This window comes from Microbacterium alcoholitolerans (assembly GCF_050408615.1).
GTDB lineage: Bacteria > Actinomycetota > Actinomycetes > Actinomycetales > Microbacteriaceae > Microbacterium.
In genome coordinates, this window is the sequence record NZ_JBNTKD010000001.1 from 682687 (window position 1) to 706999 (window position 24313).

The window sequence follows — 24313 nt, forward strand, 5'->3', positions numbered from 1 at the left end:
AGTGCGCACGGTCACCGCTGGATCGGCGTCATCAGGCGATTCGCGAGCCCCGTGGCGAAGACGATCCCGGCGGCGACGAGCGGCATCAGCAGAGCCGCTGCGGTGCCGATGCTCTCGCCGAGCTCGCCGGTCACGGCTGACGCGAGCGCCTGGCCGACCACGACACCCGAGCCCAGCATCGTCATGACGGTGGCAGAGCGTCCGAGCGGGCTCCGCGCAGCACCGAGGCTGTACTGGGTGACCAGCGTCGGGCCGACCCCGATCCCCATGATGGCGAGCGCGAGGATCATCATCCCGACCGACGAGGCGGTCGCCACCAGCCCGGCGCCGATGAGCAGGATGCTCCCGAACACCAGCCAGCGCGCGGCCAGTGTGAAGCGCGGCGGCAGCCAGGCGACGCCCAGTGCCAGGATCGCGGAGCCGATCCCCATCACGCCGTAGAGCAGACCGGCCTGCTCTGCGGCGCCTCGATCGGCCATGAACGCGGTGAGCGAGGTGAGCGTCGCGCCGAAGAGCAGGCCGACCCCGAAGATGCCGAGGACGACGACGAGCAGACGGATGCGGAAGAGCTCCGACACGGCAGAGGGCGCCGCGCCGTCGACGCCGCGGGATGCTGAGACGTGCCGTCCGGTCGGATGCAGCGCGAACGCGCCGACGAAGATCAACGTCAGCAGCGAGGCGAGCACGATCGGCGCCCACGGTGCGATGAAGGATGCCAGGATCCCGACCAGGAACGGACCGAACACGAACACGGTCTCATCGGCGGCGGACTCGTACGACATGGTCGCCGATGTCGTCCTGACCCGCTGTGCGGGCAGCATCCGATCGTCGATGATGGTGACCAGACGCGAACGCGACATCGGCGACACCTGCGGCGCGGTGGCGCCGATCGCGAAGCCGGCGACCAGGACGACGGCCTCGCCGAGCGGGCTGTAGACGACGCCCGCGAACGCGGCGAGCATCGCGGCGTTCAGCACCGCCGAGACGATGAGCACAGGGCGCTGGCCGTACCTGTCGGCGGCGGCGCCGAGGAACGGCCCGATCAGGGCGGTGCCCGCTCCGACCGCGGCGGATGCGAGGCCGCCGAGCGACAGCGAGCCGCGCGCCGTGACGACCATCGTCAGCACGCCGACGACCATCATGGCGAACGGAAGTCGCGCGATGAACGCGACGACGAAATACGGGACGCCGACGAGCTTCAGAAGCCCGGGCGCCGAGGAGGAGTTCTGTGTCATGGCTCTCACACGCGCATCGCGCGGGGATAAGGTGCCGCCGATATCCGTCGAGGAGTCGACGGCCGGTAGATACACAGCAGGATCTGCTGTCAACCCTACCGGAGTAATCCGCGCACTCGGATAGCGTGGAGGCATGCGCTATCTCCTTCGCACCGGACTCTTCAGCGCCGTCACCACCGGCGTGACCCTGTTGCGCGGCTCACGCGGCCAGCAGTTCACCTGGCGGGCCGTGCTCGCCTGGGTGAGCTGGGCGATCACGCTCGCACTGGCGATCGGCGCTGTGAAGGACATGCGCCGTCAGGACAAGGGACTGCCGGTCGCGGCCGACTCACCGTTCGCGCCGAAGCCGGACAAGAAGGATCGTCGCGAGAAGCGCCGCGACGAGGTGAAGCGCATCGCCAAGCAGCGCTGATGCAGAACCGCCCCGACCCCGAGCACGTGCTCAGGATCGGGGCAGTCGCGTGTCCCTCGAGTCGATCAGCGGGTCAGGATGAGCGCCTCGCCCTGACCGCCGCCACCGCACAGCGCGGCGACTGCGGCTCCCGAACCGCGCTTGGCGAGCTGGTGCGCCAGGTGCACCACCAGCCGCGCGCCGCTGGCGCCGATCGGATGCCCGATGGCGATGCCGCCGCCGTGCACGTTGACGATGTCGCTCGAAAGACCCAGCTCCTGCTGGGAGCGCGCCACGACGGCGCCGAACGCTTCATTGATCTCCACGAGATCGAGATCGGATGCCGCGATGCCCTGCTTCTCGAGGGCGCGCTCGATCGCACGTGACGGCTGCGCCTGCAGGGAGTTGTCCGGCCCTGCGGTCTGTCCATTGGCGCCGATCACTGCGAGGACCGGCCAACCCTTGGCATCCGCGTTCTCGCGCGTCGTGACGATGACCGCCGAGGCGCCGTCCGAGATCTGCGATGCGTTGCCCGCGGTGATCGTGCCGCCTTCCGCGAACGCCGCACGCAGCTTCGCGAGCGAGTCGACGGTGGTGTCGGGTCGCACGCCCTCATCCCTGGTCAGGACGATGGGATCGCCCTTGCGCTGAGGAACCGAGACCTCGACGATCTCGGCGTCGAAGATGCCGCTGTCCTGTGCGGCGGCGGCGCGCTGGTGCGAAAGCGCTGCGACTGTGTCCTGGATCTCGCGGGTCATCCCGTACCGCGGGTTGTGGCGCTCGGTGGAGGCGCCCATGCTCTCGCGATCGTAAGCGTCCGTGAGACCGTCGTACGCCATGTGGTCGAGCACTTCGACGCTGCCGTACGTCCAGCCGTCGCGGGAGCCCATCAGCAGGTGGGGCGCCCGGGTCATCGACTCCATGCCGCCGGCGACGACGGTCGTTGCGTCGCCGGTGCGGATCATGCGCGCGGCGTCGATGATGGCGGTCAGACCTGACAGGCACACCTTGTTGACCGAGCTCGCCGGCACGTCCCAGCCGATGCCGGCGCCGACTGCGGCCTGCCGCGCGGCGTTCTGCCCGGAGCCTGCCGCGAGCACCTGCCCCATGATCACGGCATCCACATCGGTCGGTGAGATCGCCGCTTGCTCGAGAGCCCCGCGGATCGCGAGGGAACCGAGCTGCGGCGCCGTGAACGGGGCAAGCTGCCCCTTGAGCCGGCCCTGCGGGGTGCGCGCGGCCGCGACGATGACGATGTCGCTCATGATCTCTCCTTCAGCGTCTCAGAGATGGCGAGTGCGGGCTCGGTCGCGTCGACGACCTGCTGCACGCTCACGCCCGGCGCCGTCTCGACGAGGATGAGTCCGTCGTCGGTGACGTCGATGACGGCGAGGTCGGTGATGATGCGATCGACCACTCCCCTGCCGGTGAGGGGCAGCGAGCACTCGTTCACGATCTTCGCAGAGCCGTCCTTGGCGACGTGCTCCATCAGGACGATCAGCCGGCCGGCTCCGTGCACGAGATCCATCGCGCCACCCGGACCCTTGACCATCTTTCCGGGGATCATCCAGTTCGCGAGGTCGCCGCCGACCGAGACCTGCATCGCACCGAGGATCGCCGCATCGATCTTGCCGCCGCGGATCATGCCGAAGCTGGTCGCGGAGTCGAAGAAGGCCGCCCCTGGAAGCAGCGTGACCGTCTCCTTGCCGGCATTGATGAGGTCGGGGTCGACGTTCTCCTCGGTCGGGTACGGGCCGACTCCGAGGATGCCGTTCTCGGACTGCAGCACCACGGTGACGTCGTCAGGCACATGGTTTGGGACGAGCGTCGGCAGACCTATGCCCAGGTTGACATACGAGCCGTCGGTGAGCTCCTGCGCGGCGCGAGCCGCCATCTGATCACGCGTGAGTGCCATGTCAGTTCCCTCCCTGGGTGCGGACGGTGCGGCGCTCGATGCGCTTATCGATGTCGCCGCCGACCTCGACGACGCGGTGCACGAAGACGCCGGGCAGGTGGATGCTGTCGGCATCGAGCTCGCCCGGCTCGACCAGCTGCTCCACCTGGGCGATGCAGATCCGGCCGGCCATCGCGGCGAGCGGGTTGAAGTTGCGGGCCGCCTTGTTGAAGATCAGGTTCCCGTGACGGTCGCCCTTGAGCGCGTGCACCAGAGCGTAGTCGGTGGTGATGGACTCCTCGAGCACGAAGTCGCGCTGCTCGCCGTGGAAGTCGAAGCTGCGCACCTCCTTGACCGGGGACGCCACCGCGATCGAGCCGTCCGCGTTGTAGCGCCGCGGCAGTCCGCCCTCGGCGACCTGCGTGCCGACGCCGGTCTGCGTGAAGAAGGCCGCGATGCCCGACCCGCCGGCGCGGAGCTTCTCGGCGAGGGTGCCCTGAGGGGTCAGCTCGAGTTCGAGGTCGCCCTCGAGGAACTGCCGCTCGAACTCCTTGTTCTCGCCGACATAGGACGAGGTCATCTTGCGGATGCGCTGCGCGCCGAGCAGAATGCCCAGCCCCCAGTCGTCCACGCCGCAGTTGTTGCTGACGACACTGAGGTCCGTGGTGCCCTGGGCGTGCAGCGCCGCGATGAGGTGCATCGGATTGCCTGAGAGACCGAATCCTCCGACGGCGAGCGATGCGCCATCCGGGACGTCGGCGACGGCTTCCGCCGCAGATGCGAACTGTTTGTCGATCACAGGGCACTCCTTCGTGTGGTTCTCCTCCAGCATCCGCCCGCCGATCCCGCGCGGCAAGCGGATGCTTGCGATGTGGCATCTGATCCGAGTACCGTCCACATTATGGAATCGCTTGCTGCCCGCCGCCGCACGGTTCCCGGCGCCCAGGCGATCGCGCGCGCGGCCTCGCTGCTGCGTCTGGTGACCGCATCCGCGGAGGGCGCATCGCTGCAGACGCTGGCGAAGGACGCCGAGCTCAGTCGCTCCACCGCCCACCGGCTGCTCACCGCCCTGCGCGTGGAGGGGCTGGTCGACCAGGACGAGACCACGGCACGATGGATGCCGGGACCCGAGCTGTATCTGATGGGAACCGTCGCCGCATCGCGATACGACGTGACGGCGCTCTCCCGCGACATCGTGCGCTCTCTGGCGGTGAAGACCGAGGAGAGCGCCTTCCTCTCCACCCGCCGGGCGGACGAGACCGTGTGCCTCGTGCGCGAGGAGGGATCCTTTCCGATCCGCTCGTTCGTGCTCAGCGAGGGCGTTCGCTTCCCCCTCGGCGTCGCCAGCGCCGGTCTCGCGATCCTGTCGTTCCTGCCTGACCACGATGTGGATGCCTATCTCGAGCGTCACCCCGAGCTTGAAGAGCGCTGGGGACGCGCCCACGGCGAGCGTCGGCTGCGCAAGCGCCTGCAGGAGACCAAGTCACGCGGCTACGCCGTCAACCCCGGACTGATCGTCGAGGGGTCCTGGGGCATGGGCGCCGCGGTCTTCGACCGAGAAGGCCGGCCCGAGTGGGCGCTGAGCCTCACCGGGGTCGAGTTCCGCTTCGGGCCCGATCGTCTGCCACAGCTCGGCCGCACGCTGCTCGCGCACGCCCACCAGCTCTCCTCGCGCATCGCCGGAACCCGTCGCTGACCTGGCTTCTGAAGCTATCCTCATGGGAGACGCCGCCTGAGCGGCATCCGAGCGAAGGAGCCCGTGAGACGTGACCCCAGCAGAAGCACTTCCCGCCCGCAGCCGCATCGTGCACGAGCAGCTCGTCGCCGCCGGCATCGACAACAGCATCGTCGTGCTGCCCGACTCGGCGCGCACGGCTGCTCTGGCGGCGGAGGCGATCGGATGCCACGTGGGGGCGATCGCGAACAGCCTGGTCCTGGTGGCCGACGACGAACCGATCCTGGTGATGACCAGCGGGGCGCACCGGGTGGATTTCGCCGTGCTGGCACAGAGCATCGGTGCGCAGGAGGTCGGCATGGCGCCGGCAGCCGTCGTGCGACGCGCCACCGGTCAGGCAATCGGCGGGGTGGCGCCCATCGGGCATCCGACCCGCCTGCGCGCCTACCTCGACGAAGATCTGCGCGCGTTCGACGAGGTCTGGACCGCCGGCGGCACGCCGGAGACCGTCATGCCGCTGACCTTCGCGCAGCTGGAGGGCCTCACCGACGGCGAGACCATCCGGGTCGCATGAGGCGCGCGAGTGCGCGCGAGTCTCACTCGACCATCAGGTCGTCGATCTCCAGATCCTCGTCGAGCAGACAGTAGATGATCAGGTCGGGGTACTCCTCCGGCGCGAGATAGAGCAGGGTCAGCCCTCCATCGCCGAAGACGATCACGCCGTCGAGCGCGACGTCCTCCCTCAGCGCCTGCAGCTCCGCATCGAGATCGACGTCGTCATCGTCCTCGTAGGCCGCGTCGGTGAGCTGTTCGGCAACCTCCCGCTCCCGCGCGTCCAGGATCTCGCCGGTCAGCCGTGCCAGCGCATGCTGGACGGTCGCCTGCATGGCGTCCATGTTCGGCAGGTCCTCGCGCTCGAAGGGCTCGTCCTCATCGTCCTCGTCCGAGCCGTCTCCGTCCTCGTCGCGGTCGAATTCCTCATCGAACTCATACTCCACGGTGACGCGGCGACCGCCTGGCAGTTCCGCGGTGGCGGTGAGCGCACCATCCTCGTCTGTGTCGATGTCATCGAGATCGATCATGGGGGCCTCCTTCTCGCCATGTTCTCACCGCTGCGCGCCGGACGGAAGAGGCCCCTGCGCTTAGGGTCGTCTCCATGAGAAGAACACGCGGTGGCGTCGTCGACGTCGATTCCCTGGAGGACTTCGATCGCAGGCTGTCGTATGGCGTCCGCTCGCTGTCGGGATGGCGGCTGCGCTCGCTCGATCTCACCGATCGACGCAAGGCGCTGCGCTCTGTCGACGTGACCGGAGCGCTGTTCCTGCGGTGCGATCTGGGCATCGAGGACGAGGAGTCGATCCGAGCGCGTGGAGCCGTCGTGTTCCCGTCCGTGCCGGATGCCCCCATCGACACGTACCGGACGACGCTGTACACGCCGGACGAGCTGTTCGGCACCACCGGATACACGCACAGCATCGATGCGAAGACCTATGCGTGGTCGCAGCGCGAGAGCAGCCGGGACGCCGCGCTCGCACAGGCGCTGCACGACCACAGCATCGGCATCGCGCTGGAGACCTGGGTGCGCGGCCGCCGCCTGGTCGGCGTGATGGGCGGGCACCGAGCAGCGCGCGGAGAGCGCACGTACGCCGATGGCGCCGTGCTGGGTCGGATGCTGTCGCGGACCCACACCGTGGCCACCGGCGGCGGACCTGGCGCGATGGAGGCGGTGAACCTCGGCGGCTACCTCGCGGGCTACGACGAGGATGCCCTGACGGAAGCGCTGGACATTCTCGCCGCTGTGCCGGGCTTCGCACCGAGCGTCGGAGCGTGGGCGGATGCCGCGTTCGCGGTGCGCAAGCGGTTCCCGCAGGGCGCCGACTCCCTCGGCATCCCGACCTGGCACTACGGCCACGAGCCGCCCAACGCGTTCGCCAGCGCAGTTGCGAAGTACTTCCACAATGCGCAGCGCGAGGCGATCCTGCTGGAGATCTGCCAGGGCGGGATCGTGTTCCTGCCCGGCGCCGGCGGAACCGTGCAGGAGATCTTCCAGGACGCCTGCGAGAACTACTACGCCGATGAGTCATCGATCGCGCCGATGGTGCTGGTCGGTCGGCGCTACTGGACCGAGGAGCTCCCGGCCTGGCCGCTGCTGCGGGCGCTGGCGGAGGGACGACCGATGCAGGAGCACGTGCATCTGGTCGAGACGGTGCAGGAGGCCGCGGCGCTCGTGATTCGCGGAACGTGACCGGATCGTGAACATCGCTCCGTGACGCGAAAAAGCCCCGGAATCTGGCGAGAGATTCCGAGGCTGATCCGTGCGCCCCCAGGGACTTGAACCCTGAACCCATTGATTAAGAGTCAATTGCTCTGCCGATTGAGCTAGAGGCGCATGACCGGAAAACTTCCCCGGCCGAGGAATTACATTACCAGCGGTGCGGGGCCGCGCCAAATCATGATCATCTCGGGCGCGTTCTCGCCGATCGCCCCGGAATTCCGCGTCTATCCTGGTCAGGTGACCGTCTCCCCCGCAGCCACAGACCTCTCCGCTGACCTCGCCCTCGCACTGCGTCTGGCCGATGCCGCTGACGGGCAGTCGCTGTCGCGCTTCGACTCCGCAGACCTGCGGGTGTCGCTCAAGGCCGACCGTTCGCACGTGACCGACGCGGACCTCGCGACCGAGCGCGCCATACGCGATCTGCTCACCGCGGAGCGGCCGGACGACGGCATCTTCGGTGAAGAGTTCGGCGCCGAAGGCGATGCGCATCGGCAGTGGATCATCGATCCGATCGACGGCACGGCGAACTTCCTTCGCGGTGTGCCGCTGTGGGGAACGATGATCGCCCTCGCTGTCGACGGCGTACCGCAGGTCGGTGTCGTCAGCATGCCCGCACTCGGTCGTCGCTGGTGGGGAGCGACGGGCCTGGGAGCATGGACGGCCACTGCGGAGGAGCCTCGCCGCCTGGCGGTGTCCGCCGTGGACTCACTGGACGATGCGAGCGTGAGCTTTCAGAGCATCGCCCAGTGGTCGGATGCCGGAAGGCTGGCGGAGCTGATCGCCCTCGCCGACCGCGTCTGGCGCGACCGCGCGTACGGCGACGTGTTCAGCTACATGCTCCTGGCCGAAGGACGAATCGACATGGTCGCCGAGTTCGATGTCAAGGAGTACGACATCGCGGCCGCCGTGGCGATCGTCCGCGAAGCCGGGGGCCGGATGACGGCATTCGACGGCACGGAGACGCTCTCGGCGCTCTCCGCGCTCGCCACCAACGGCATTCTGCACGAGAAGTTCCTGACCTTGTTCCGCGACGTGCGCAGCTCCTGAGACGCGCGCGCACACTCCTCCCCCCACGAGTCCTATGAGAACCCGCTACCCCCTTGCCGTCGGCGTGCTGCTGACCTCCCTGATGCTGGCATCCTGCGGCGCTGACGCGGCGCAGCCGCAGTCGCCGCCGACGTCACCCGCCGCTGAGCCGGCCGCACCGCCGCCCACGACCGTCGCGGATGACCCGCAGAAGGAGCCGACGCCGCAGCCCGATGCCGAGCTCACCTGCGACACCATCGTGTCCGACGGCATCGTCGAAGCGCTGACGTCGCAGGGGTGGACCTCCGTGCAGGAGGAATTCCACATCGGCGAGACCATCGTCGATGACGGGCTGATGTGCATGTGGGCGGACTTCACCACAGCATCCGATCACGGTCAGATGTACGCCTGGGGCGCCATCGACGACGCGAAGGCGGATGCCGCCATGGCGGGGCTGACCCGCGACGGGTGGCTCCGCTCGACGCAGGATGCGCACACCTACTTCACCGAGGATCCTGCGTACGCGATCGCCACCGACGCGGACGGGTTCGGGATGACCTACGAGTTCGGCGACGGATGGGTGAAGTTCGCGGACACGAAACAGGGCCTGCTTCTCATCGACGTGAAGAGATGATGCAGGCCCTGGTGGCGTCGCCGCGACAACGGCGACGCCCTGTGGTCACTGCTGGCGCCGGTTCCAGTTGTCGGAGCGCTTGGTTGCGGAGCCGCGCTGGCGCATGACGTAGGCGAGCGCGAGGCTGACCAGCAGGATCCCGGCAGTGAACGCAAGGCCCTGACCCGTCGGCAGTTCGTGCGAGATCCCGAACAGGACGAACCCGCCGAGGAACAGAACCAGGAACACGATGAAGTCGACCACGTCGAAAGCCTCCAGAACGTCGGATAACCTCTCCAGCTTACCCACCTCGCGACACCCCGCGGTGCCGATCGACGCCGGAGCCTCCCGGAGTAGGTTGGAGAGCATGCCGATGAGGATCCGATGGTCGTGACGAACACCCCTCCCGTCCGTCGTGGGCGCCCCGGCCACGACCGCGACGACGTGATCCGCATCAGTGTCGAGCTGTTCAACGAGCAGGGGTACGACGCGACATCGGTCTCGGATCTCACCCGCCGGCTCGGCGTGACGAAGTCCGCTCTGTACCATCACGTCGACTCCAAGGCGCAGATCCTCGAGATCGCGCTGGAAGAGGCACTGGGAGGTCTTGAGGAGGCATTGGATGCTGCACAGCGGCGCCCGACAGCGGCAGAGCGTCTGACGGCCATCATCGACGGCGCGGTGCGCGTGCTCACCGCAAAGCAGCCGCAGGTGACGCTGCTGCTTCGCCTGCGCGGCAACAGCGACATCGAAGTGGCAGCACTGGACCGTCGGCGCCGTTTCGATCACACAGTGACAGGTCTGGTGCGCGAGGCTCAGGACGAGGGTCTGGTGCGCACGGACCTGGATGCCGGCGTGGCGACGCGTCTGATCTTCGGCATGATCAACTCGGTCGTCGAGTGGTATCGCCCGGACGGCCCGGTGGATCCGCAGCTGCTGGGCACCGAGATCGTCACCGTCGCGCTGAACGGGCTGCAGTCGCGGGGTTGACCCTCAGTCCCGTCTCGTGCTCCACAGCGCTGCGACGATGAGCACAGGCCGCAGGAAGAGGCGGATGAATCGCGCCCGATCCGTGCGCAGCAGCGGAGCGGATCTTCCTGTCCGCCACTGGTGCAGATTGCCCGGGAACACGGCAAGGAAGAATGCGGCGACCCCAGCGCCCACCTTGCTCCGCTCGCCAGGGAGCGCCACCAGCGCGGCGCCTAGCATGACCTCGACGGCGCCGGAGGCGACCACGACGGCATCCTTGTCCGTCCGGCCAATCTCGACGACCCAGTCGGGCACGGCCACACGGTAGCCGCGGCGCGCCCAGGACAGATGCCCCAGCCCCGAGAACACCAGCAGTCCCGCGAGCGTCCACCGGATGATCGCGCGGACACGATGCCGGCGCTCGCCGGTGCGTGATGTGGCAGTTCTGCTCACGATCGCCTGCTCTCGAGAGATATCGATGAGAAGGCCCGCCTCCGCATGCTGGGCATGGGAGGCGGGCCTTCGTCGCTGTGACAGCGGTTGGTGGAGCTGGGGGGAATCGAACCCCCGTCCGACGCTGTTAATCCACGTCTTCTCCGGGCGCAGTCTGTGAAAGCGTTCTGCTCGGCTCCGACCTTTGTCACAGACACCTAAGTCGACGAGCCCAGCCTGGGAAGAGTCCCACGAGACGTCCAGACGCCGTCACGCAGCAAGATCCCTAGATGACGCCAGGGTCCGTATCGGGATCACATACGGTCTGACGGACTATCGGGCTCGCTTATGCAGCGAGGGCGAAGTCGTTGCGCTTGGATTCGGCAACTATGGTTTTGCAGGGAGCGTTCACGAGATAACCCTGCATCCTCGGCCCGCTTCTCGTCGATACACAGGCGCCGTCGAAACCGATCAGCCCCGTGGACCTTCTTTCGAAGGAGCCGCTGTCACACTGTGGAATTACCAGTCGGATGCACGTGCACCCGAGCATCAAAGAGTACAACGGATCCGGCCCCGATGCTATTCCTGCACCGCGGTGTCACCGAGGTGTCGTACAGTCGCACCCATGAGCGAAGTCATCATCACCGTCCGCGGCGAGCACGAGCTGCGCGTGGCACCGGAGCGGGCCACGCTTCACCTGTCCATCGCCCTGGACGGACCAGACCGAGCGGACGTCGTCGAGCGCACGCTTGCCGCATCCGCCCCGGTGCGTGACGGCATCGCATCGCGTGAGGAGTCCGGCAGCGTCACCGAATGGACCAGCCAGCGGATGAGCGTCTACGCCGACCGGCCGTGGAACGCCGAAGGCAAGCGCCTCGCCCCCGTGTATCGCGCGAGCATCGACTTCACCGCGACCTTCGCGGACTTCTCGGAGATGTCGGTCTGGGTCACCGACCTCTCGGTCGCAGAGGGCATCACGATCGGGCACATCGACTGGCACCTCACCGCCGACACCGAGCGCGAGGTGGAGCGAGAAGTGGCGGCGCAGGCCGTCGGCGTCGCGGTCTCGCGCGCCCGCGCGTACGCGGAGGCGCTGGGACTGCAGAACGTCACACCGCTCGAGATCGCCGACCGCGGACTGATCTCGGCCGGTTCGGGGCCGATGCCCAAGGCCGTGATGATGCGCGACATGGCCATGGAGGCCACCGGTGCCCCCGCTCTGGAGTTCCAGGGCGAGGAGATCACCGTCTCGGCAACCGTCGAAGGCCGCTTCTCAGCCAGCTGACGCCGCAGCGGGCCGCTCAGGCGACGGCGAAGGGTGCCAGCTCGGCCGCGAGGCGCTCGGACACGTGCGCGTGCACGGCCGTGCCGCCCTCCTCGTGCTCAGCCGAGAGCAGCACGCCGGTCTCGTGCACCGCGGCGACCAGGTCGCCGCGGTCGTACGGGACGAGCACGCGAACCTCGACCGCCGGCATCGGCAGCATCCGCTCGATCGTCGCCCGCAGCTCCTCGACGCCCTCTCCCGTGCGCGACGACACGAAGTGCGCGTTCGGAGCGAGGCCACGCAGCACAAGCCGCTCGTCCTCGGTCACCAGGTCGGCCTTGTTGAAGACCACGATCTCGGGGATGTCGCGTCCGCCCACATCGCCGATCACATCGCGAACGGTCTGCAGCTGCGCGGACGGATCGGGGTGCGAGCCGTCGACGACGTGCACGAGCAGATCGGCCTGCCCGACCTCCTCCAGCGTCGAGCGGAACGCCTCGACGAGCTGGTGCGGGAGGTTGCGCACGAAGCCGACGGTATCCGTGAGCGTGTACACGCGGCCATCGGCGGTCTCGGACCGGCGAACCGTGGCATCCAGCGTCGCGAACAGGGCGTTCTCGACGAGCACGCCCGCGCTGGTGAGCGCGTTGAGCAGACTCGACTTGCCGGCGTTCGTGTACCCGGCGATCGCAACTGACGGGATGGTGTTCCGCTTGCGCTCGGCGCGCTTGGCGTCGCGCGCCGGAGCGAAGTCGCGGATCTGCTTGCGCAGCTGCGCCATGCGCGTGCGGATGCGACGACGATCGAGCTCGATCTTCGTCTCACCGGGACCGCGCGAGCCCATGCCGGCGCCGCCGGCGCCCACCTGGCCACCGGCCTGACGGCTCATCGACTCACCCCAGCCGCGCAGGCGCGGCAGCAGGTACTCGAGCTGCGCGAGTTCCACCTGGGCCTTGCCCTCGCGACTCTTCGCATGCTGGCTGAAGATGTCCAGGATCACGGTGGTGCGGTCGATGACCTTCACCTTCACGACGTCCTCGAGCGCACGGCGCTGACTCGATGCGAGTTCGGTGTCGGCGATCACGGTATCGGCGCCGACGGCGGCGACGATGTCCTTCAGCTCCTGGGCCTTGCCGCGACCGAGATAGGTCGCGGGGTCTGGATGCGGACGTCGCTGCAGCAGCCCATCCAGCACGACGGCTCCGGCGGTCTCGGCGAGGGCGGCCAGCTCACGCAGCGAGTTCTCGGCGTCGTCCTGCGCGCCTTGCGGGTACACGCCGATCAGCACGACGTTCTCCAACCGCAGTTCGCGGTACTCGACTTCGGTGACGTCCTCGAGCTCGGTGGACAGTCCTGCGACACGGCGCAGCGCATGCCGGTCATCCAGGTCCCACTGCGCGCCATCGGCGGCGGTGTGCGTCGCCGTGGCGGAATCCTGCAGCGCCTGGGCCGCACCGAACGTGCGCACCTCAGCGCGAGGCTCGGCGTTGGCAAGGACGCGATCCAGCGCATCCTGTGCGTTCTTGTCGTCGTTCGTGTTCGTCATCCGGTGGTGAACTCTACCCTCTCTCCAATGGAGCCTTAACCTTAGCCCGCGCTGTCCGGTACGCTCACTGCATGGCGTCCGACCATTACTTCAGCGCTACCCCCGCAAGTGCAGAGAATCTTCGGACGATCCAGGTGAATCTCGCCGGACGTGATCTCGAACTCACCACCGCGGGTGGCGTGTTCAGCCCGGACCGACTGGATGCCGGGACGTCCGTGCTGTTCTCCAACATGCCCCCACTGCCGCCCGGGGGCGATTTCCTCGACCTCGGATGCGGGTGGGGTCCGATCAGTCTCACGATGGCCCTGCGGGCGCCGCACGCGACCATCTGGGCGGTGGACGTGAACGAGCGCGCGCTCGACCTCACGCGACGCAACGCCGCAGCTCTCGGGCTCACCAATGTCAACGCCGTACTCCCCGACGATGTTCCCGAGAGCGTGCGCTTCCGCACGATCCGCTCGAACCCGCCCATCCGCGTGGGCAAGAACGAGCTGCACAGCATGCTTGAGCGCTGGATCCCGCGGTTGGACGAGCACAGCGACGCGTGGCTGGTCGTGCAGCGGAACCTCGGATCGGACTCGCTGCAGCGCTGGCTCGCGACGCGGTTCACGCCGGGATACAGCGTGTTCCGGGCGGCGACGGGCAAGGGCTACCGGGTGCTTCGCGTGCGCAGGCACGGCAATCCGCCGACCGCGCCGGTCGACCTCCCGGACTGAGTCGGCACGACCGCGCTCAGCCTCTCCGGTCGCGACGCTTCAGGCCAGGTCGATCTCGCCGCGGTAGACGAGCTGAGCAGGGCCCGACAGTCCGACATGCTCGCCGTCCTCGGCCGGGAACATGCGGACACCGAGCACTCCCCCAGGCACCTCCACGCGCCATTGGCTCGGCGCACGCGTGCCGGCCCAATGCCGTACGGCGAGCGCCGAGGCGACCGCTCCGGTGCCGCAGCTGAGCGTCTCTCCGACACCGCGTTCGTGCACTCGCATGCGGACCTGTCCCACGCCGTCGCGCACCAGGGGCTCCGCAGGTACGACGAACTCCACGTTCGCCCCGCCGGTCGGCGCCGGCTCGAGAATGGGCATCGGGTTCAGGTCGAGATCGTCGAGCTCCTCATCGGATGCCAGTGCGACCACCACGTGCGGGTTGCCGACATCGATCCCGAGGCCCGGACGTGCGACCGACAGGCCCGCTGCGCGAGCCAGGGGCTCCCCGCCGGCCAGATGCCAGCGCCCCATGTCGACCTGATATCCGGTCTCGCTGCGCATCACGTCACGCACGCCGGCGCGGGTGCCGATCGGCAGCGTGGAGCCCGCCTCGAGATTCGCGAGACCGGAACGCAGCAGGTAGTGCACGAAGACGCGGATGCCATTGCCGCACATCTGCGCAGCAGTGCCGTCCGCGTTGCGGTAGTCCATGAACCACTCGGCATCCGGCTCCTCCGCCAGGGCTGCTGCGCCTTCCGGGATGGCGGACGAGCGAACGACGCGCAGCACGCCATCGGCGCCGACGCCGAAGTTCCGGTCGCACAGGGCCTGGACCTGAGTCGAGGTGAGCTCGAGAGCGCCGTCGACGTCCTCGATGATCACGAAGTCGTTGCCGGTGCCGTGTCCCTTGGTGAATGCGACCATGCCGCAAGTCTATTCAGGACGAAGCACCCGATGACGCGCAGTCCCAGCCGTCATCGTGGTTGCGGATCCACTCGATTCTGGAGCCGGTCAGTCCAGCAGCGTCGAGGCCCCGATCGGCGGCTCGTGCCATTCGATTCCCGGATACCGTTTGAACCAAGAGACCTGTCGTCGTGCGTAGCGCCGCGTCAGCGCCTGGGTCTCGGCGATGGCATCCGACTCGCTCTTCTCGCCGCGCAGCTGCGCGAGAGCCTGCGCATAGCCGATCGCTCGGGCCGCGGTGACGCCGTCTTCGATCCCCAGCTTGCGCAGAGACGCGACCTCATCCAGCATCCCATCCGCCCACATCCGCTCGACGCGGCGATCGAGCCGCTCGACGAGGACGTCTCTCGGGGTGTGCAGCCCGATGATCCGGGTGTCGGGATGCCAGAGCACCGGCTGATCCGGGAGGACGGCGCCGTGCGTCGCCCCGCCCTGCTCCAGCACCTCGAGTGCGCGCACAAGACGGCGCCCGTTCTTCGGATCGATGCGCGCGGCGGTCGATGCATCCAGTGCCTGCACCCGTGCGAAGAGCGCACCGGCGCCCTGCTCTTCGAGCTCGGCTTCCAGACGGGTGCGCACTGCGGCATCCCGAGGCGGAAAGCGGAAGTCGAAGATCACGCTCGAGACGTAGAGTCCCGACCCGCCGACGAGGATCGCATCTCCCCCGCGCGCATGGATGTCGGCGATCGCCCCGCGGGCGATCGGCTGGTACCACGCGACGGCGGCCTCATCGGTCACCTCGCGGACGTCGAAGAGGTGATGCGGGATGCCACGACGCTCGTCGACCGACAGCTTCGCAGTGCCGATGTCCATGCCGCGGTACAGCTGCATGGCATCCGCGTTCACGATCTCGGCGGCATTCCCCTGAGTGCGCAGAGCCTGCGCGAGGTCGAGCGCGAGCTCGCTCTTGCCGGTGCCCGTGGCGCCGACCATCGCCCAGAGCCGCCGCGTCATCGCGATACTCCCGCCGAGACCCCCAGGTGCCGTCGAGACCCCCGCCTGTCGGCGTCCACAGCCAGGGGTCTCGACGACAGCACGGGGTGTCGGCGGCGATTGAGGAAGGTCACACTCCGACACGCAGGGTGGGCAGGCCGAGCGAGACGGCGCGCGGAGCACCGGATGCGTCGGCGGGAGCCGGCACACCGCAGGTCTCGGCCTGGGCGCGATCCCACGCGTCCCCGCCGCGCGTGCGGCGGATGCGCAGCGGGGCGCCGGTCGGGTCGTCCGCGAGCAGGTGGAACGGCGCACCGTGAGTGATCTTCACCGTGACGACGTCACCGGGCCGCGGCAGCTCGGAGCCGGGAGTCACCTCGAAGTGCACGAGGCGGTTGTCTTCCGCACGGCCGGTGAGGCGGTGCGTCTCGGCATCCTTCTTGCCCTCGCCTACCGATACGAGGACGTCGACCTCGCGGCCCACCTGCTTCTGGTTCTCCTCCAGCGAGATGCGCTCCTGCAGGGCGATCAGGCGGTTGTAACGCTCCTGCACGACCGCTTTGGGCACCTGGTTCTCCATCGTCGCGGCGGGAGTGCCCTCGCGGATGGAGTACTGGAACGTGAAGGCGCTCGAGAAGCGGGAGGCCTCGACCACGCGCATGGTGTCTTCGAAGTCCTCGTCGGTCTCGCCGGGGAAGCCGACGATGATGTCAGTCGTGATCGCGGCGTGCGGGATGCGCTCGCGCACCTTGTCGAGGATGCCGAGGTATTTCGTGCTGCGGTACGAACGTCGCATGGCGCGCAGGATGCTGTCGCTGCCCGACTGCAGCGGCATGTGCAGCTGCGGCATGACGTTCGGCGTCTCGGCCATCGCGTCGATGACGTCGTCGGTGAACGCCGCAGGGTGCGGACTCGTGAAGCGGATGCGCTCGAGGCCCTCGATCTCGCCTGCGGCGCGCAGCAGCTTGCTGAAGGCCTGCCGGTCGCCGAACTCGACGCCGTAGGAGTTCACGTTCTGGCCGAGCAGTGTGACCTCGATCGCACCGTCTTCGACGAGCAGGCGGATCTCGTTGAGGATGTCGCCCGGGCGACGATCCTTCTCCTTGCCGCGCAGGCTCGGAACGATGCAGAACGTGCAGGTGTTGTTGCAGCCGACCGAGATCGACACCCAGCCGCTGTGTGCGGAGTCGCGCTTGGTGGGCAGGGTGGAGGGGAAGACCTCGAGGGACTCCAGGATCTCCAGTTCGGCCTCGCCGTTGTGGCGGGCACGCTCGAGCAGTCCGGGCAGGGATCCCATGTTGTGGGTGCCGAAGACGACATCGACCCACGGCGCCTTGTCGAGCACTGCCTGCTGATCCATCTGCGCGAGGCATCCGCCGACGGCGATCTGCATGCCGTCGTGCTTGTCCTTGACCGACTTGAGGTGGCCGAGCGTGCCGTAGAGCTTGCCTGCGGCGTTGTCGCGCACCGCGCAGGTGTTGATGATCACGATGTCGGCTTCCTCGCCGGCGGTCGCCTTCACATAGCCTGCACTCTCCAGTGAGCCGGAGAGTCGCTCGGAGTCGTGCACGTTCATCTGGCACCCGAAGGTGCGCACCTCGTACGATCGACGGGCCCCGTCGGCGTCCAGCGCGGCCGCCGAGGGCGCGATGATCGTCGGTTCACTGCGCGGAGTAGTCATGGTGAAAGCCATTCTACGAGCCGTTGCGACCGGCCGGCATCGAGGACGCTCAGTCGGATTCGACGAAGCGCACCCCGGTGCGGCCGGTCCCAGCCTCGCGCAGTGCGGTGCGGGCCGCGTTCATCGCGACAGAGCCGCCGTATCCGCGCCTGGCGAGTTGGCCGAGCAGACGTCGCAGTGCCGTGTCCGGCTCGAGACGACTCATTCCCGGTGCTTTGCTTCGCGCATACTCGAGAGCGCGTTCCGCATCGTCATCAGGCAGCTCCTCGAGCGCCTCGTCGATGATCTCGCGCGGGATGCCGCGCTGTGACAGCGACCTCGCCAGCGCAATGCGCCCCTGTCCCTTGCGCTCCACGCCGGAAGTCACCAGCAGCGACGCCAAGGTTCGATCGTCGATATAGCCGCGCGCACTGAAGTCGTCGATCACATCCTCGATCGCGTCGCGGTCGAGGTCGTGTTCGCGCAGCACCGATCGCGCTTCCGAGAGGGAGAGCGCCTTGGCCCTGAGCTTGCGAACCAGGGCCGCCTCGGCACGCTCGCGGACCTCATCCGGATCGGGCGTCGGCTCATCGTCCGGGCCGACGTCGCCCCCTGACGCTGCCGGCCGATGACCGACAGCGCGGAGGGCGGCCGTTCGCTCGGCGTGCGCCAGCGCCTCAGCGGCCCGGGCTGCGGGATGGTGGGCGCTCGGACGCCGCTCCTGAGAGCCGGCGTCTGCACCGGAGCCGAAAAGCGGGATGACAGGGGCGAGGTGCTCCTCCTCGCCCCTATCCTGCATGGTTCACCCCGCTGGTCGAACGACGCCGAATCATGATCAGGCCGGGCGACGCTCGGCGAGCTCATCAGCGGGAGCATCGGCTTCCGCCTTCACGCCGATACCGAGCTTCTGCTTGATCTGCGTCTCGATCGCCGCGGCGACGTCGTCGTTCTTGCGCAGGAAGTTGCGAGCGTTCTCCTTGCCCTGACCGAGCTGGTCCCCGTCGTAGGTGTACCAGGAGCCGGACTTCTTCACGATGCCGTGCTCGACACCGAAGTCGATCAGGCTGCCCTCGCGCGAGATGCCGACGCCGTAGAGGATGTCGAACTCGGCCTGCTTGAACGGCGGGGCCATCTTGTTCTTGACCACCTTGACCCTGGTGCGGTTTCCGACGGCCTCGGTTCCGTCCTTCAGCGTCTCGATGCGACGGATGTCCAGGCGCACGGAGGCGTAGAACTTCAGTGCCTTACCACCGGCGGTGGTCTCCGGCGAGCCGAAGAAGACGCCGATCTTCTCACGCAGCTGGTTGATGAAGATGGCCGTGGTCTTGGTCTGGTTCAGCCCACCGGTCAGCTTTCGCAGCGCCTGCGACATCAGTCGGGCCTGCAGACCGACGTGCGAGTCACCCATCTCGCCCTTGATCTCGGCCTCGGGCACCAGTGCGGCGACCGAGTCGATCACGACCAGATCGATCGCACCGGAGCGGATCAGCATGTCGGCGATCTCCAGCGCCTGCTCACCCGTGTCGGGCTGCGAGACGAGCAGCTGGTCGATGTCGACGCCGAGCTTGCGCGCGTACTCGGGGTCGAGTGCGTGCTCTGCGTCGATGAACGCGGCGATGCCGCCGGCACGCTGCGCGTTGGCGATCGCGTGCAGGGTCAGCGTCGTCTTACCCGACGACTCCGGCCCGTAGATCTCGATGATGCGGCCGCGCGGCAGTCCTCCGATGCCGAGGGCACTGTCCAGCGCGATGGATCCGGTGGAGATGACCTCGACCGGCGCGCGCTCGTCGCTGCCCAGTCGCATGATCGATCCCTTGCCGAACTGTCGCTCGATGTGTGCGAGTGCGGAATCCAGGGCCTTCTCGCGGTCGTCGGTCGATGGCATGACGTGCTCCTCAATGTGTCGAATGCTGCCGCCTGTAGGCTGTCGCGGCCTCCCCGACTGGGGCGACTCTCCGACAAGGCGCATGGCTCAGTGCCACATCCATCACGGTAGGACGGGCCACCGACATCAGCTCGGCGAACTCGACTTCTGTGGACAGATATCTCAACGAGACCACTTGTGCAGAACGATACGCGCATATCGAACACACCTTCGACGACACGCCGGACGATTCGTGCGAACTTTCGATCAGCTCTTGCGAGGCTCGATGCGCCCGACGCCGTAGCGCCTCTCCGCCGGGACATCGGCTTCGACGCACAGCGCCAGCCAGATCTCCCGCGGCGGCACGCCTGCATCCAACGCATCGTGCGCCGTCATCCCGATCCCCCCGAGCACGAGGTCGTTGACCAGCGCGTCGGCGCGCCGCCCGAACTCGTCGTCGACGGCGCGCAGGAACTCGCTGCGTCGCATCGTGGGAAACCGCCGCTCAGCGCAGCGACAGCTCGGGCTCGACCGAGGCGACCAGGTCGTCGGGGACGACATCCGGGAAGGAGCTGAGTCCCTCGAGCACCGAGATGCGGTCGCCGACCTCGCGCATGATCGTCGAGATCGGCACGTCGAGCGCTTCCGCGACCGATGCGAGGATCTCACTGGAGGCTTCCTTCTGCCCGCGCTCCACTTCGCTCAGGTAGCCGAGCGCGACGGAGGCCTTTCCTGCGACCTGGCGCAGCGTGCGCCCCTTCTGCAAACGGAAGTCCCGCAGGACGTCGCCAATCTCCTGTCTGACAAGAATCATCGGAACCTCCCCTCCATCACGTCCCTCGGATCCGCATCCGAGTGGATCGCCAGTCTAACCCCACTGGCTGCCGCTGAATCTACTGTTTCTCGCTGTGCTTCAGTTGTGAGCATGTGCACATCGAAGACAACCCGCGATCGGCGCGAGCTATTCCCGCACGGCGTCCAGCGCGGCGGCGATCGCAGCATCCCGTGCCTGCGAGCGCACCTCATCGCGTGAGCCGGTGAACCGGTATGAGCGATGGAACTGCCTGGCGGGTGCGACAACGCCGATGTGCACTGTGCCGACGGGCTGTCCGTCCGGCGACTCGGGGCCCGCGATTCCGGTGGTGCTGATGCCGAGATCCGCTGGGCGTTCGTCGACCGCGACGGCGCGTCGCACTCCATCGGCCATCTGCAGCGCGACTTCGGGATGCACGGGGCCGTGCGCCTCGAGCAGAGCCGCATCCACCGCGAGCAGGGTGTGCTTCACCGGCGTGGCGTAGGCGACGACGGCGCCGAGGAGCGCCGCGGACGCTCCGGGAACCGTGACGACCTCGGCGGCCACGGCTCCCCCGGTCAGCGACTCGGCGATCCCGAGGGTCCAGCCCTTCGCGCGCAGCGCCGCGACGAGCGCGGCGGCATCGTTCACGTCGTGGTCCTGCGCCCGCGGGCCTGGGCGACGATGTAGTCGACGCCGCTGGCGACGGTGAGGACCAGTGCCGCGATCATCAGCACCTGCGTGACGATGACCCACGGGGACAGCCCGATCAGCGTATGAAGCGGCAGCAGCGCCCAGCTCAGCGCAACGCCCTGGACGACCGTCTTGACCTTGCCCATCCAGGCCGCGGCGACCACCTGCTCGTGCACGATCATGAACCGGTGGATCGTGATTCCCCACTCGCGGATGAGGATGACGATGACGATCCACCAGCCGACTTCGCCCAGGATCGCGAGACCGAGGAATCCAGAGCCGGTGAGCAGCTTGTCGGCGATGGGATCCCACAGCTTGCCGAAGTCGCTGACGATGTCGTACCGCCGCGCCAGGTAACCGTCCACCCAGTCCGTGGAGATCGCGAGCACGAACAGGACGCCTGCCACCCAGCGCATCACGATATCGTCCATGCCGAAAGTGCCGGCGATCAGCAGGAGCACGAAGAAGACGACTGCGAGCGGTATGCGCGCGACGGTGATCGCGTTGGGGAGCTGCCGTGGGATCGCCATCAGTCGCGCCCCGTCAGGCCCCAGGCATCCTCATCACCGTCGTCATCGCTCTCGACGACGGGGAGGCCCTGGAACTGCTGCTCGACGGGATCCACCTCGGCGGCGGCCGGCGCTGACGCCGTGGCCGCAGGCGCGGGCACGTCGTCGCCGCGCAGCTTGGCGATCACGCTCGGCAGCTGCTCGCTGGTGACGAGCACGTCGCGCGCCTTGGAGCCCTCCGAGGGTCCGACGATCTCACGGGACTCCAGCAGGTCCATCAATCGACCCGCCTTCGCGAAGCCCACTCGCAGCTTGCGCTGCAGCATCGAGGTCGAGCCGAACTGCGACGACACGATCAGCTCGGCGGCGGCGAGAAGCAGTTCGAGGTCGTCTCCGATGTCCTCGTCGACCTCCTTCTTCTTCGCCTCCGTGGACTCCTGCACATCGGGGCGGTACTCCGGGCGCGCCTGCTGCGTGACGTGCTTGACGACGGATGAGATCTCGCTCTCGTCCACCCATGCGCCCTGAAGGCGGAACGGCTTCGACGACCCCATCGGCGAGAACAGCGCGTCACCCTGGCCGATCAGCTTGTCGGCGCCGGGTGCGTCGAGGATGACCCGGCTGTCGGTGACGCTCGTCACCGCGAAGGCGAGCCTTGAGGGGACGTTCGCCTTGATCAGGCCGGTGACGACATCGACGCTCGGCCGCTGCGTGGCGAGCACGAGGTGGATACCGGATGCGCGGGCCAGCTGCGTGATGCGCACGATCGAGTCCTCGACATCGCGCGGGGCGACCATCATCAGGTCGGCGAGCTCATCGACCACGACCAGCAGGTACGGGTAGGGCTTGAGCACGCGCTCGCTTCCGGGCGGGACCTCCACCTCGCCGGCGCGGACGGCCCTGTTGAAGTCGTCGATGTGGCGGAAGCCGAACGACGCGAGGTCGTCGTACCGCATGTCCATCTCCTTCACGACCCACTGCAGCGCCTCGGCGGCTTTCTTGGGGTTCGTGATGATGGGCGTGATCAGGTGGGGCACGCCGGCGTAGCTGGTGAGCTCGACGCGCTTGGGGTCGATCAACACCATCCGCACGTCCGCGGGACGGGCTCTCATCAGCAGACTGGTGATCATCGAGTTGACGAAGCTCGACTTGCCGGACCCGGTCGAGCCGGCCACGAGCAGGTGCGGCATCTTCGCCAGGTTGGCGACGACGATGTTGCCGCCGACGTCCTTGCCGACGCCGATCGTCAGCGGGTGAGTGCTCTTCTGGGCTGCCGCCGAGCGCAGCACGTCGCCGAGGGCGACGGTCTCCTTGTCGACGTTCGGGATCTCGATTCCGATCGCGCTCTTGCCGGGGATCGGCGAGAGGATGCGCACGTCGTTGGATGCCACGGCGTAGGCGAAGTTGTTGCTGAGCTGCAGGATCTTCTCGACCTTGACGCCGTGACCGACCTCGACTTCGTACTGCGTGACCGTCGGGCCGCGCGAGAAGCCGGTGACCTTCGCGTCGACCTTGAACTGCTCGAGCACGCTGGTGATCTGCTCGATCGTGCGGTCGGTGGCGTCGGAGCGCACGACCGGCGGGGGTCCGACCTTCAGCACGCCGGGCGACGGCAGCACGTACGGAGCGGCCGGCGCCTGCATGCCGCTCTCGCCCGGGCCCTCGGTGCCGAAACCGTCGAGGCCGGGCAGCTCGCCGGTGGAGCCGGAGTCGTCGAGCAGAGCGGTGGTGTTGGTCTCGTCGAGCTGACTGGTGAGCACACTGACATCGGTGAGCACCTCGGTTGCCGCGTCGTGCAGGTTGTCATCGACGATGACGGCCTGGTCGTACGCCGCCTTGCTGCTCGGCTCGTCACTCGGCTCGTCGAACAACGCCGTGATCGCCTTCGAATCGACGCCGTCGTCCGGGTCCTCTTCGCGGCCGGTCTTGTTGCGGCGCCACCAGGGCAGCGCGTCGTCCTTCTCCTCCGGCGCCACCTGCTCCTCGACCGCAGACGGTCGCATCGGGCGCTCCGCGCCGAACATCCACGCGTACAGGTCGCCAAGACGCTCGCCGATCCGGTTCGGCGGCGTCTTGGTGAGGATCAGCACGCTGAGAACGGCCAGCACGGCGAGGACAAGATAGGCGACGACGGGAGTCAGATACGCGAGCGGATCGCCCAGCATCCATCCGAACAGACCGCCGGCGGCACTGAGCTCCGGCATGCCCTCCCTGGGCTGCGGGCGCGCGAGGACGCCGAGCTTGTCGACCTCTCCCGAGGCGACGTGGCAGATCCCGGCGAGCGAGAGCACGAACAGACCGAACCCGATCCCGATGCGCCCGTTGTCATGAACCGACGACGGATGCCGGAAGAGCCAGCCCGCCAGCAGCAGGAGCAGCACCGGGAGCACGAACGCCGTGCGACCGACCAGGCCGCCCCACGTGTACGCGCTGATCGCCTGGGCGACCTCGTTGCCGATGAAGAACCACTCCACCATCGCGCCGGCGCATGCGAGCAGCACGAGCAGGAACGGAAATCCGTCGCGACGCTGATCCTTCTCGAGGTTCTCCGGGCCGAAGGCGCGGAACAGCCCCCCGACACCATGCGCGAGACCGAGCCACATCCGCTCGACGAGCGGCGGTCGATCCGCTTCGTCGATGTACTTCTTCGGCGCGGGCGCGGCCTTCGCGTTCGAGCGCGGAGTCGTCTGCCGCTTCGGACGCGACGAGGCGCTCTCGGACGCGCGCTCGGACTTCGTGGTGCTCCTGGCCATAACCCTCAGGCTACGGCCGAGCTCCGACGTTCCGCCGCAATGACGCGGCTTTCCGCGGGATCGGGCGCCGCTGCAGCTTCTGGCATCTGCGCCATCGATCGATGGCGCAGATGCCAGAAAG

The 24313-nt window shown here is 68.0% G+C and carries 27 protein-coding genes, 1 tRNA gene and 1 other RNA gene; 9 read left to right on the plus strand and 20 right to left on the minus strand.

The annotated features are described in order from the left end of the window. Positions 1-11: 11 nt before the first annotated feature. A complete protein-coding gene (locus ACQUSX_RS03310; protein WP_428905539.1) occupies positions 12-1235 on the minus strand; it encodes an MFS transporter in 1224 nt (407 codons plus the stop codon). A gap of 133 nt (positions 1236-1368) precedes the next feature. On the opposite strand from ACQUSX_RS03310, the gene ACQUSX_RS03315 reads away from it, so the two are divergent. Next, a complete protein-coding gene (locus ACQUSX_RS03315; protein ID WP_428905540.1) occupies positions 1369-1647 on the plus strand; it encodes a hypothetical protein in 279 nt (92 codons plus the stop codon). 65 nt (positions 1648-1712) lie between these two features. Here the strand turns inward: ACQUSX_RS03315 and ACQUSX_RS03320 are convergent, their stop codons facing one another. The 3 genes from ACQUSX_RS03320 to ACQUSX_RS03330 are packed head-to-tail and all read right to left on the minus strand — an operon-like array spanning position 1713 to position 4319. Continuing rightward, a complete protein-coding gene (locus tag ACQUSX_RS03320; RefSeq protein WP_428905541.1) occupies positions 1713-2891 on the minus strand; it encodes an acetyl-CoA C-acetyltransferase in 1179 nt (392 codons plus the stop codon). Then, the gene (locus ACQUSX_RS03325) at positions 2888-3541 is read right to left on the minus strand and encodes a CoA transferase subunit B (protein WP_428905542.1); all 654 of its coding nucleotides are present in this window, start codon (positions 3539-3541) and stop codon (positions 2888-2890) included. The genes ACQUSX_RS03320 and ACQUSX_RS03325 overlap by 4 nt, the downstream gene beginning before the upstream one ends. Position 3542: 1 nt before the next feature. Next, positions 3543-4319: a CoA transferase subunit A gene (locus ACQUSX_RS03330; protein ID WP_428905543.1), complete on the minus strand. Its 777-nt coding sequence runs from the start codon at positions 4317-4319 to the stop codon at positions 3543-3545. 102 nt (positions 4320-4421) lie between these two features. On the opposite strand from ACQUSX_RS03330, the gene ACQUSX_RS03335 reads away from it, so the two are divergent. Together ACQUSX_RS03335 and ACQUSX_RS03340 are read left to right on the plus strand one after the other, a co-directional pair. Continuing rightward, entirely contained in the window at positions 4422-5216 is a 795-nt protein-coding gene (locus ACQUSX_RS03335) for an IclR family transcriptional regulator (protein ID WP_428905544.1), read from the plus strand. 70 nt (positions 5217-5286) lie between these two features. Next, positions 5287-5769, plus strand: coding sequence for a YbaK/EbsC family protein (locus tag ACQUSX_RS03340; protein WP_428905545.1), 483 nt, complete (start codon positions 5287-5289; stop codon positions 5767-5769). Positions 5770-5791: 22 nt separating this feature from the next. Here ACQUSX_RS03340 and ACQUSX_RS03345 read toward each other — a convergent pair whose 3' ends face one another. Then, a complete protein-coding gene (locus ACQUSX_RS03345; protein WP_428905546.1) occupies positions 5792-6277 on the minus strand; it encodes a hypothetical protein in 486 nt (161 codons plus the stop codon). A 74-nt stretch (positions 6278-6351) separates the two neighbouring features. Here ACQUSX_RS03345 and ACQUSX_RS03350 point away from each other — a divergent pair, with 74 nt between their 5' ends. Continuing rightward, complete coding sequence (locus ACQUSX_RS03350) at positions 6352-7440, plus strand: LOG family protein (RefSeq protein WP_428905547.1); 1089 nt, start codon at positions 6352-6354, stop codon at positions 7438-7440. A gap of 71 nt (positions 7441-7511) precedes the next feature. On the opposite strand, the gene ACQUSX_RS03355 is transcribed toward ACQUSX_RS03350, so the two are convergent. Further along, positions 7512-7584 (minus strand) — tRNA-Lys (locus ACQUSX_RS03355). 123 nt (positions 7585-7707) lie between these two features. Between ACQUSX_RS03355 and ACQUSX_RS03360 the strand changes: the two genes are divergently transcribed. Together ACQUSX_RS03360 and ACQUSX_RS03365 are read left to right on the plus strand one after the other, a co-directional pair. After that, entirely contained in the window at positions 7708-8517 is an 810-nt protein-coding gene (locus ACQUSX_RS03360; RefSeq protein WP_428905548.1) for an inositol monophosphatase family protein, read from the plus strand. Between the two features lie 34 nt (positions 8518-8551). Then, positions 8552-9130, plus strand: coding sequence for a hypothetical protein (locus ACQUSX_RS03365; RefSeq protein ID WP_428905549.1), 579 nt, complete (start codon positions 8552-8554; stop codon positions 9128-9130). 45 nt (positions 9131-9175) lie between these two features. On the opposite strand, the gene ACQUSX_RS03370 is transcribed toward ACQUSX_RS03365, so the two are convergent. After that, positions 9176-9478, minus strand: coding sequence for a hypothetical protein (locus tag ACQUSX_RS03370; protein WP_428929946.1), 303 nt, complete (start codon positions 9476-9478; stop codon positions 9176-9178). 21 nt (positions 9479-9499) lie between these two features. On the opposite strand from ACQUSX_RS03370, the gene ACQUSX_RS03375 reads away from it, so the two are divergent. Continuing rightward, the gene (locus ACQUSX_RS03375) at positions 9500-10099 is read left to right on the plus strand and encodes a TetR/AcrR family transcriptional regulator (protein ID WP_428905551.1); all 600 of its coding nucleotides are present in this window, start codon (positions 9500-9502) and stop codon (positions 10097-10099) included. Positions 10100-10102: 3 nt separating this feature from the next. On the opposite strand, the gene ACQUSX_RS03380 is transcribed toward ACQUSX_RS03375, so the two are convergent. Together ACQUSX_RS03380 and ssrA are read right to left on the minus strand one after the other, a co-directional pair. Then, on the minus strand, positions 10103-10534 hold the full coding sequence (locus ACQUSX_RS03380; protein ID WP_428907579.1) for a DoxX family protein: 432 nt from the start codon (positions 10532-10534) through the stop codon (positions 10103-10105). 85 nt (positions 10535-10619) lie between these two features. Further along, positions 10620-10989, minus strand: a transfer-messenger RNA (tmRNA) gene (ssrA, locus tag ACQUSX_RS03385). A gap of 146 nt (positions 10990-11135) precedes the next feature. Here ssrA and ACQUSX_RS03390 point away from each other — a divergent pair. Beyond that, positions 11136-11795 (plus strand): SIMPL domain-containing protein, encoded by a 660-nt coding sequence (locus ACQUSX_RS03390; RefSeq protein ID WP_428905552.1) that lies wholly within the window; start codon positions 11136-11138, stop codon positions 11793-11795. A gap of 16 nt (positions 11796-11811) precedes the next feature. Here the strand turns inward: ACQUSX_RS03390 and hflX are convergent, their stop codons facing one another. Next, positions 11812-13320, minus strand: a complete 1509-nt coding sequence (hflX, locus tag ACQUSX_RS03395; protein ID WP_428905553.1) for a GTPase HflX — start codon at positions 13318-13320, stop codon at positions 11812-11814. 71 nt (positions 13321-13391) lie between these two features. Here hflX and ACQUSX_RS03400 point away from each other — a divergent pair, with 71 nt between their 5' ends. After that, positions 13392-14036, plus strand: a complete 645-nt coding sequence (locus tag ACQUSX_RS03400) for a class I SAM-dependent methyltransferase (RefSeq protein ID WP_428905554.1) — start codon at positions 13392-13394, stop codon at positions 14034-14036. A gap of 39 nt (positions 14037-14075) precedes the next feature. Here the strand turns inward: ACQUSX_RS03400 and dapF are convergent, their stop codons facing one another. The 10 genes from dapF to ACQUSX_RS03450 all read right to left on the minus strand — a co-directional run bounded on the left by dapF (position 14076) and on the right by ACQUSX_RS03450 (position 24192). Beyond that, entirely contained in the window at positions 14076-14948 is an 873-nt protein-coding gene (gene dapF, locus ACQUSX_RS03405) for a diaminopimelate epimerase (RefSeq protein WP_428905555.1), read from the minus strand. Positions 14949-15035: 87 nt separating this feature from the next. Further along, entirely contained in the window at positions 15036-15941 is a 906-nt protein-coding gene (miaA, locus tag ACQUSX_RS03410) for a tRNA (adenosine(37)-N6)-dimethylallyltransferase MiaA (protein WP_428905556.1), read from the minus strand. A gap of 109 nt (positions 15942-16050) precedes the next feature. After that, a complete protein-coding gene (miaB, locus tag ACQUSX_RS03415; RefSeq protein WP_428905557.1) occupies positions 16051-17601 on the minus strand; it encodes a tRNA (N6-isopentenyl adenosine(37)-C2)-methylthiotransferase MiaB in 1551 nt (516 codons plus the stop codon). A gap of 49 nt (positions 17602-17650) precedes the next feature. Next, positions 17651-18379, minus strand: coding sequence for a regulatory protein RecX (locus tag ACQUSX_RS03420; protein ID WP_428905558.1), 729 nt, complete (start codon positions 18377-18379; stop codon positions 17651-17653). A 36-nt stretch (positions 18380-18415) separates the two neighbouring features. Continuing rightward, positions 18416-19465, minus strand: coding sequence for a recombinase RecA (gene recA, locus ACQUSX_RS03425; protein WP_428905559.1), 1050 nt, complete (start codon positions 19463-19465; stop codon positions 18416-18418). Positions 19466-19711: 246 nt separating this feature from the next. Next, complete coding sequence (locus ACQUSX_RS03430) at positions 19712-19933, minus strand: DUF3046 domain-containing protein (protein WP_428905560.1); 222 nt, start codon at positions 19931-19933, stop codon at positions 19712-19714. Positions 19934-19949: 16 nt separating this feature from the next. Continuing rightward, positions 19950-20258, minus strand: a complete 309-nt coding sequence (locus ACQUSX_RS03435) for a helix-turn-helix domain-containing protein (RefSeq protein WP_428905561.1) — start codon at positions 20256-20258, stop codon at positions 19950-19952. Positions 20259-20405: 147 nt separating this feature from the next. Beyond that, a complete protein-coding gene (locus tag ACQUSX_RS03440; protein WP_428905562.1) occupies positions 20406-20888 on the minus strand; it encodes a CinA family protein in 483 nt (160 codons plus the stop codon). Then, on the minus strand, positions 20885-21460 hold the full coding sequence (pgsA, locus tag ACQUSX_RS03445; protein ID WP_428905563.1) for a CDP-diacylglycerol--glycerol-3-phosphate 3-phosphatidyltransferase: 576 nt from the start codon (positions 21458-21460) through the stop codon (positions 20885-20887). The genes ACQUSX_RS03440 and pgsA overlap by 4 nt, the downstream gene beginning before the upstream one ends. After that, the gene (locus ACQUSX_RS03450; protein WP_428905564.1) at positions 21460-24192 is read right to left on the minus strand and encodes an FtsK/SpoIIIE family DNA translocase; all 2733 of its coding nucleotides are present in this window, start codon (positions 24190-24192) and stop codon (positions 21460-21462) included. The genes pgsA and ACQUSX_RS03450 overlap by 1 nt, the downstream gene beginning before the upstream one ends. Between the last annotated feature and the right edge of the window lie 121 nt (positions 24193-24313).